Origin of the sequence: Wohlfahrtiimonas larvae (assembly GCF_002006755.1) — a bacterium.
In the GTDB taxonomy this organism is placed as follows: Bacteria; Pseudomonadota; Gammaproteobacteria; order Cardiobacteriales; family Wohlfahrtiimonadaceae; genus Wohlfahrtiimonas; species Wohlfahrtiimonas larvae.
Map to the genome: position 1 here is coordinate 1 of NZ_MVDO01000237.1, position 7,143 is coordinate 7,143.

9 protein-coding genes are annotated in these 7,143 nt (G+C 35.7%); all 9 read right to left on the reverse strand.

Annotation, left to right across the window (positions count from 1 at the left end; all coding sequences use genetic code 11):
- A partial coding sequence (locus BZK14_RS12090; protein ID WP_281249144.1) for a dTMP kinase occupies positions 1-257 on the reverse strand: 257 nt, incomplete at its 3' end.
- A 2-nt stretch (positions 258-259) separates the two neighbouring features.
- Positions 260-1,333, reverse strand: coding sequence for an endolytic transglycosylase MltG (gene mltG / locus BZK14_RS12095; protein WP_077926725.1), 1,074 nt, complete (start codon positions 1,331-1,333; stop codon positions 260-262).
- On the reverse strand, positions 1,333-2,574 hold the full coding sequence (gene fabF, locus BZK14_RS12100) for a beta-ketoacyl-ACP synthase II (protein WP_077926726.1): 1,242 nt from the start codon (positions 2,572-2,574) through the stop codon (positions 1,333-1,335). The genes mltG and fabF overlap by 1 nt, the downstream gene beginning before the upstream one ends.
- 122 nt (positions 2,575-2,696) lie before the next feature.
- Positions 2,697-2,936, reverse strand: a complete 240-nt coding sequence (gene acpP, locus BZK14_RS12105; RefSeq protein ID WP_077926727.1) for an acyl carrier protein — start codon at positions 2,934-2,936, stop codon at positions 2,697-2,699.
- 104 nt (positions 2,937-3,040) lie between these two features.
- Positions 3,041-3,775, reverse strand: a complete 735-nt coding sequence (gene fabG, locus BZK14_RS12110) for a 3-oxoacyl-ACP reductase FabG (RefSeq protein ID WP_077926728.1) — start codon at positions 3,773-3,775, stop codon at positions 3,041-3,043.
- An 11-nt stretch (positions 3,776-3,786) separates the two neighbouring features.
- Positions 3,787-4,515 (reverse strand): cell division protein ZapD, encoded by a 729-nt coding sequence (zapD, locus tag BZK14_RS12115; RefSeq protein ID WP_245831347.1) that lies wholly within the window; start codon positions 4,513-4,515, stop codon positions 3,787-3,789.
- Positions 4,516-4,518: 3 nt separating this feature from the next.
- Entirely contained in the window at positions 4,519-5,130 is a 612-nt protein-coding gene (coaE, locus tag BZK14_RS12120; RefSeq protein WP_245831348.1) for a dephospho-CoA kinase, read from the reverse strand.
- Positions 5,130-6,080 (reverse strand): prepilin peptidase, encoded by a 951-nt coding sequence (locus BZK14_RS12125; RefSeq protein ID WP_245831350.1) that lies wholly within the window; start codon positions 6,078-6,080, stop codon positions 5,130-5,132. The genes coaE and BZK14_RS12125 overlap by 1 nt, the downstream gene beginning before the upstream one ends.
- Position 6,081: 1 nt before the next feature.
- A partial coding sequence (locus BZK14_RS12130; RefSeq protein ID WP_077926730.1) for a type II secretion system F family protein occupies positions 6,082-7,143 on the reverse strand: 1,062 nt, incomplete at its 5' end.

Genomic DNA, 7,143 nt, shown 5'->3' on the forward strand with positions numbered 1-7,143 from the left:
AATGCAGGCTTAATCACTTGCTCAATATGCTCTTTACGTGCAGCAAACATCAATAACAACTCTGTTTCAGCACACATATCCTCTGTTAATAATAAGTGACGAATTTTTTCAGAAAGCTCTGTTCCTCCAGGCTCTCGAGTGGTAATGACATTAATACCTTGCTCTAATAACCAATCTCTAATGATTGGAATTTGTGTGCTTTTACCTGCACCTTCTGTGCCTTCAAACGTAATAAAACGTCCAAAATTTTTTAACATGATCATTTTCCATTATTCAACCGAGCACGATATTCACGCACTGATTTATTATGCCCATCTAATGTTGCATTGAAAATATGCTCACCTGATCCATCACCTTTTGCAACAAAATATAAACTATCGCCAGCTTTTGGATTAGCTGCGGCATAAATTGCAGCAACACTAGGCATTGCTATGGGCGTTGGTGGCAAACCATCTCTTGTATAAGTGTTGTATGGTGTGTCACGTTGCAAATCACTACGATAAATTGTGCCTCGATATCGATCACCTAAGCCATAAATCACTGTTGGATCAGTTTGCAAACGCATCCCTTTCTGCAAACGGCGAACAAAAACACCTGCAATTTCAGAACGTTCATGTGCTACACCTGTCTCTTTTTCAATGATAGATGCTAATGTCAATAACTCATGCTTATTTTGAATGGGCAAATCTAAATCTCGATTTTCCCACACTTTATTGACAAAATGACTCATAGATTCATAACTACGCTTTAAAACATCGATATCTCTATAACCACGTGGAAATAGATATGTTTCTGGCATAAAGTAACCTTCATAAGGCAACCCTTCATAACCAATTAAAGTCATAATCTCTTCAGGTGTTTCATTGCCTTGTAAAGTTTGTACGATATTTGGGGATTTTGCTAAAGCTTCTCGCATCTGCTTAAAACTCCAGCCATCAACAATTGTAAAGCTATATTGAACACTACGCCCTTTTGTCACCATCGCCCAAAAATCCGCAGGACGCATATCTTTTGTGACTTCATACTCACCGGCTTTAATATCACTCAAAGTCCCTGTTAATCGACCATAAATTTTTAAAAAGCCAACATGCGTAGAAGGTAACTCTGATTTTAATGTACGTAATACAGTATCAGCATTCATACCAGACTTTACATCAATCAAAATACTTTTATCTACAGATAACATCGGGGATTTCATATAATTTAAGAAATTATATCCAAACTGAGCCAAACCTATCAATAATCCCAAAAATACCACCAATAGAATTGCTCTAGAAAGTACATACTTAACCAAAAAGAGTAGTACTTTCTTAACATAATGAATTAACTTCATTAATGCTTAACTCTTTGGAAAATTAATGTGCCATTTGTACCACCAAAACCAAATGAATTTGAAATCGCAACATCGATCTTTCTCTCTTGTGCTGTATGCGGCACAAGATTAATATCACATCCTTCATCTGGATTATCTAAATTAATTGTTGGTGGTGCGACATTATCACGAATAGACAATGCTGCAAAAACAGCTTCAATACCACCTGCTGCACCCAACAAATGCCCTGTCATTGATTTCGTTGAACTCATTGCTAATTGATATGCATGTTCACCAAAAATAGATTTAACTGCTGTGAGCTCTGCCATATCACCTAATTTTGTTGACGTACCATGAGCATTGATATAATCCACAGCCTCTGCATTAAGTTTAGCATCGTTCAAAGCCATTTGCATACAACGCCCTGCACCTTCACCATTCTCCATTGGAGAAGTGATATGATATGCATCACTTGTTGCACCAAAACCGACTAATTCACAATAAATTCGTGCACCGCGTTTAACTGCATGCTCATAAGATTCCAGAATCAAAGCACCCGCACCATCCCCCAAAACAAAACCATTACGATCTTTATCCCAAGGGCGAGAAGCTTTTGTAGGTTCATCATTACGATTAGATAAAGCACGTGCAGCAGCAAAACCACCAATACCAGTTGGCGTTGTTGCCATTTCTGCACCGCCAGCAATCATAACGTCCGCATCACCGTAAGCAATCATTCTTGCAGCCATGCCGATGGAATGTGTGCCTGAAGCACAAGCTGTTACTGCTGAAATCGATGGTCCCTTAAAGCCAGTCAAAATAGATAATTGACCAGGTAACATATTAATGATTGAACGAGGAACATAAAAAGGACTGATTCTATTTGGACCTTTATTCAACAAAGTCTCACAATTCTCCTCAATACCTGGTAATCCACCAATACCTGAACCCAATATCGCACCAATACGATCAGCATTTTGATCTGTAATTTCTAAACCAGCATCATTAATAGCATCAACTGCAGCGCCAATACCGTATTGAATAAAAAGATCCATTCGCTTAGCATCTTTGGGATTCATATATTTTGATACATCAAAATCTTTAGTAGATGCTGAAAAAGTAACAGGATAGCCCGTTGCATCAAATGCAGTGATTGGCGAGGCACCACTTACTCCAGCTAAAATATTCGTCCAAGCCGATTCCACAGTACTTCCCAATGCAGAAACGATACCTAAGCCTGTGACAACTACTCGCTGCTTCATAACTATTCCTTTTTGATTCCATAAAAAAATAAAACGGCTTCGTAAGGCATTTAAGTCGCCCTATGAGAACCGCTCTATTGACAAATTCTGACCAGATTATTCAAATTATGACATTGAATAAATTATTTATCTAAGTTTGCTGTCACGTAGTCAATTGCTTGTTGAACTGTTGTGATTTTTTCAGCTTCTTCATCTGGAATTTCACAATCAAACTCTTCTTCAAGAGCCATTACCAACTCAACTGTATCTAAAGAGTCCGCGCTTAGATCATCAATAAAAGAAGATGAATTATTTACTTGCTCTTCTTTTACTTGAAGTTGTTCAATAACAATCTTCTTAACACGTGCTTCGATATCGCTCATAATTTTAAAAATCCTTAACTTAATAAAAAAATAGGTATCAAATTACCAAAATGTATTTTAAAAAAAATGTTTGCTAAAGTCCAAGACTTTTTAACATCTTGCCTTTAAGGCATAAACATTCCACCGTTTACATGAATCGTTTCACCAGTAATATAGCTTGTTTCTTCTGCAGCTAAAAATCTCACTGCATTAGCAATATCCTCTGGTCGACCCAATGTATTCATAGGAATACTTTTTAGTAATGATTCTTTTACTGCTTCCGGTAAATCTTTTGTCATATCAGTATCAATGAAACCGGGTGCTACACAGTTCACTGTAATGCCACGACTTGCAACCTCAATGGCCATTGATTTAGTAAATCCAATGACACCTGCTTTAGCTGCCGCATAGTTTGTTTGTCCCGCATTGCCAGTTACCCCGACAATAGATGTAATATTTACAATACGACCAAAACGCGCCTTCATCATATCACGCATTACAGATTTCGATAACTTATAAATGCTTGTTAAATTTGTTGTAATAACATCAGACCAATCTTCATCTTTCATTCTCATCAACAATTGATCTTTTGTGATACCTGCATTATTCACTAAAACTGAAATTGCACCATATTTTTCAGAAATTAATTTTAATACAGTTTCAATACTTTCTGCATCTGACACATTTAATACAAATGCATCACCGTTCTCACCTAAAAAAGATTGAATAGTTGATACACCATTATCAGAGGTTGCTGTACCGATTACAAAATAATTAGCCGAAACTAATGACTCTGCAATGGCTTTACCAATTCCACGTGTTGCACCTGTCACTAATGCAATTTTCTTTTCTTGACTCATATTGTCCTCTTTTAACCACAACGCTCAACAATCATCTCTAAATCTTTTTTTACCTGCACAACAGGATCAAAAGGTGATGACTGTTCCATTAAACGAATACTCAATTGTTGTTTATTTCCACTGAATTCCGGATAAATTAACTCATCTTTAACATCTATTCTAACCAACTCAGCATCCCATTTGACAGTTTTATAAAACAGCCCTTGCTTAAATTGACACACTTCTTCATCTTTCATTTGCCTTAATACAGACAATAAATAAGTTAATGCTCTCTCTGTTGGCTCAAATAAAGAGAACCAACGCTCGATATGCTCACTACGTAATTGATGGGAAAATCTTAGCCAGTGATGCAAATTGGGCAAATCAAAACTACCAATACCACCCATAACTTTTAATCGCTGACGAATCACATTCAAAAAAATATTTTCTTTAATTTCATCAAAAGTTTTAACACTACCAAATACTAAGTTTTGTGTTAACTCTTTAATGACAATGCGCTGTTCTTCTGTTACTTCTTCTTTAAACTGTAATTTTTCTAGTTGTTTAATCATTTCTATTTTTAAATTATTTTTGGAAATAATTTCAACTAGATCCACCAATGCTGCCAAAGCAGCAATTGTACTAAAAGGATCATCGTATTCTACATGAACCTTACTTTGCTTAAATAACATCTCAGCTCTTAACAGACGGCGAACGCCTTCACTTAATGGAAATTCATAAACCATAAACTCTTTCACCATCTCCTATTTGAACAAAGCTAGACTATACTGTTTATCTAATTGTTTCAATATATTTCGAGTATGCAATACATTAGTGTTAATAATAATAGTATTAGCTAAATTTCGCCTTTCTTGGTTACTTGCTTGCGACTCAATTATACGCATAGCTAACTGCTTATCAATATTATCTCTTAACATAAGCCTTTGTAATTGAATATTTTGATCCACCTCAACCACCAAAACCTTATGAGCTAAAGACAAATAGGGAGAATTGAAACGCAACAGCGGCACAGAAATAACATTATATAAACCACAATCCTTTTGTAAATCTTCTTGGACTGACTTAAAAATCAGTGGATGCATAATATTTTCTAATTGTTTTCTAGCATCACTATTAGAAAAAATAATGTTACGCAATTTTTTACGATCTACGGCACCATCATTAAAAACTTCATCCCCAAAGCACTCATACACTGATTTTAAGGCTATATCTGAATACCTATGCTGATCTAGCACCAACAGGGATCGTGCAATCACATCTGTATCAATAACAAATGCATTCAAGGTTGCTAAATAATCAGAAACAAATGTTTTACCTGAAGCAATACCTCCGGTTAAGACAATATTATTTTTCATTATCTAGCAAGATAAAAAAATGACTCGGCATTTAAATTCAACAATAAAACAACCATAGAACCCAAAGCGAGAAATGGCCCATAAGGAATTGCATCATCTTGCTCACCTTTTTGTCTACGAATATTCTGCACAACAATTCCGACAACAGCACCAGCAATTGAGGAAATTAGAATAACATTAAACAAATTACCAGCACCTTGCCATGCTCCAATCATTGCCAAAAACTTAAAGTCCCCAGCACCGATACCATCTCTCTTCAAAATTAATAAGGCGATTTGATTTATTGACCATAATGATAAATAGCCAATAATTGCACCCAAAAATGCAGCTTTAAACGGTACAGAAATCAGGCCAAAATAACTTAAAATTAATCCTAACCAAATCATTGGATTAGTCAATTCATCTGGCAAAATACGAAATTCTAAATCAATTAACGTTAATGAAATGATGATCCACACAAAAAATGCAAAAAATAAACCCTCAACATTAAAGCCTAACCTACCCATAACCAAAACGGTTAAAACACCTGTTAAAAACTCAACAAGCGGGTACCGCATCGAAATTTTCTGATGGCACCCTGAGCATTTGCCCCTTAAAAACAACCAACCTAAAATAGGGATGTTCTCATAAAATTTAATCCTATGATTACAATTAGGGCAAGATGATTGCGGCTTAGAGAGATACCATAACCCTTGTACAGGTAATATTTTTTGTTTTTCTAATAAAACAGCAGCATCATGACGGTTCAATAACTTATCTAATAATTTTATGCCACTTAAAAAACGCTGTCTCTTTCCTGATTCTTCTATTAAAAAGTCAGAAATCAACTGATAGTTTTTATCAAATAATATTTTAGGCAACCGATAAGCAACAACATTAAGGAAGCTGCCAATGGCAGCTCCTAAAATAAACACTAAAATATAAATTGGGACAGTAGGCTCTATACTCAAGCTAGGCTCCCTCAGCCATACTAAATAAGGGCAAATACATAGCAACAACAATACCGCCAACTAACGAACCCAATATTACAATCAAAATCGGTTCAATTAACGACATCATAGCCCCAACAGCATTATCAATGTCTTCCATATAAAGATCTGAAACTTTATTTAACATCTCAGATAGGTTACCGGATTTTTCACCAATACCAATCATATAACTCACCATATCTGGAAACATTTTAGATTGTCTCATGGCAAAGTTTAATTCTTGCCCAATAGCAACATTACCTTTAATTTTCTCAATAGCATCTTGGAAGACAGTATTACTCGTAGAGTTTGCTACTGTATTTAATGAGGCAATTATTGGTGTCCCCGCTTCATACATCGTTGATAAAGTACTTGCAAAATTAGCACTATTAGATAAAACAATTAAATTACCAAAGACGGGAAGCTTCAAAACCTGTTCATCAAACTTCCTCTTAAATGCCTGATTAGTTCTTAATAAGCGCTTAAATAGGAATATAAACATCCCTATCCCCATCACAACATAAACAAACCCCCAAGAACGAATTCCTTCAGAAATATTTACAACAAATTGTGTGGCTGCTGGCAGTTCACGCCCCTGTTCTTTAAACATATCAGCAAAAACAGGAACAACTTTCCAAAGAATTAAAGCTGTAATCCCCAATGCAATACATATTACAATGATAGGATATACCAATGCTTTCTTAATTGTTTTCTTAATTCGGCTATTTTTCTCTAAAAATTCAGCCAATTGAGATAGAATCTTTTCTAACGTACCCGACCGTTCACCAGCCGCAACTAAACCAACATATGTTCTATCAAAAATAAACGGATGCTTAGATAAGGCATTAGATAAACCACCACCACGATCCACATCGCTTTTTACCGCATACAATAATTCACTTAATGCAATCTTAGAGGCACCTGACGCCTGCATTGCCAATGCTTCAGATAAAGGCAAACCAGCTTGCAACATAGTCGCTAGCTGACGAGTGAATAACATAATATCTTCAGGTTTAACTTTGCCGCCCTTGCCTTTTTTAACTTT

Coding starts and splice junctions, on each gene's coding strand:
- mltG (WP_077926725.1), bottom strand. CDS start 1,333: ATGAAGTTAATTCATTATGTTAAGAAAGTACTACTCTTTTTGGTTAAG.
- fabF (WP_077926726.1), bottom strand. CDS start 2,574: ATGAAGCAGCGAGTAGTTGTCACAGGCTTAGGTATCGTTTCTGCATTG.
- acpP (WP_077926727.1), bottom strand. CDS start 2,936: ATGAGCGATATCGAAGCACGTGTTAAGAAGATTGTTATTGAACAACTT.
- fabG (WP_077926728.1), bottom strand. CDS start 3,775: ATGAGTCAAGAAAAGAAAATTGCATTAGTGACAGGTGCAACACGTGGA.
- zapD (WP_245831347.1), bottom strand. CDS start 4,515: ATGGTGAAAGAGTTTATGGTTTATGAATTTCCATTAAGTGAAGGCGTT.
- coaE (WP_245831348.1), bottom strand. CDS start 5,130: ATGAAAAATAATATTGTCTTAACCGGAGGTATTGCTTCAGGTAAAACA.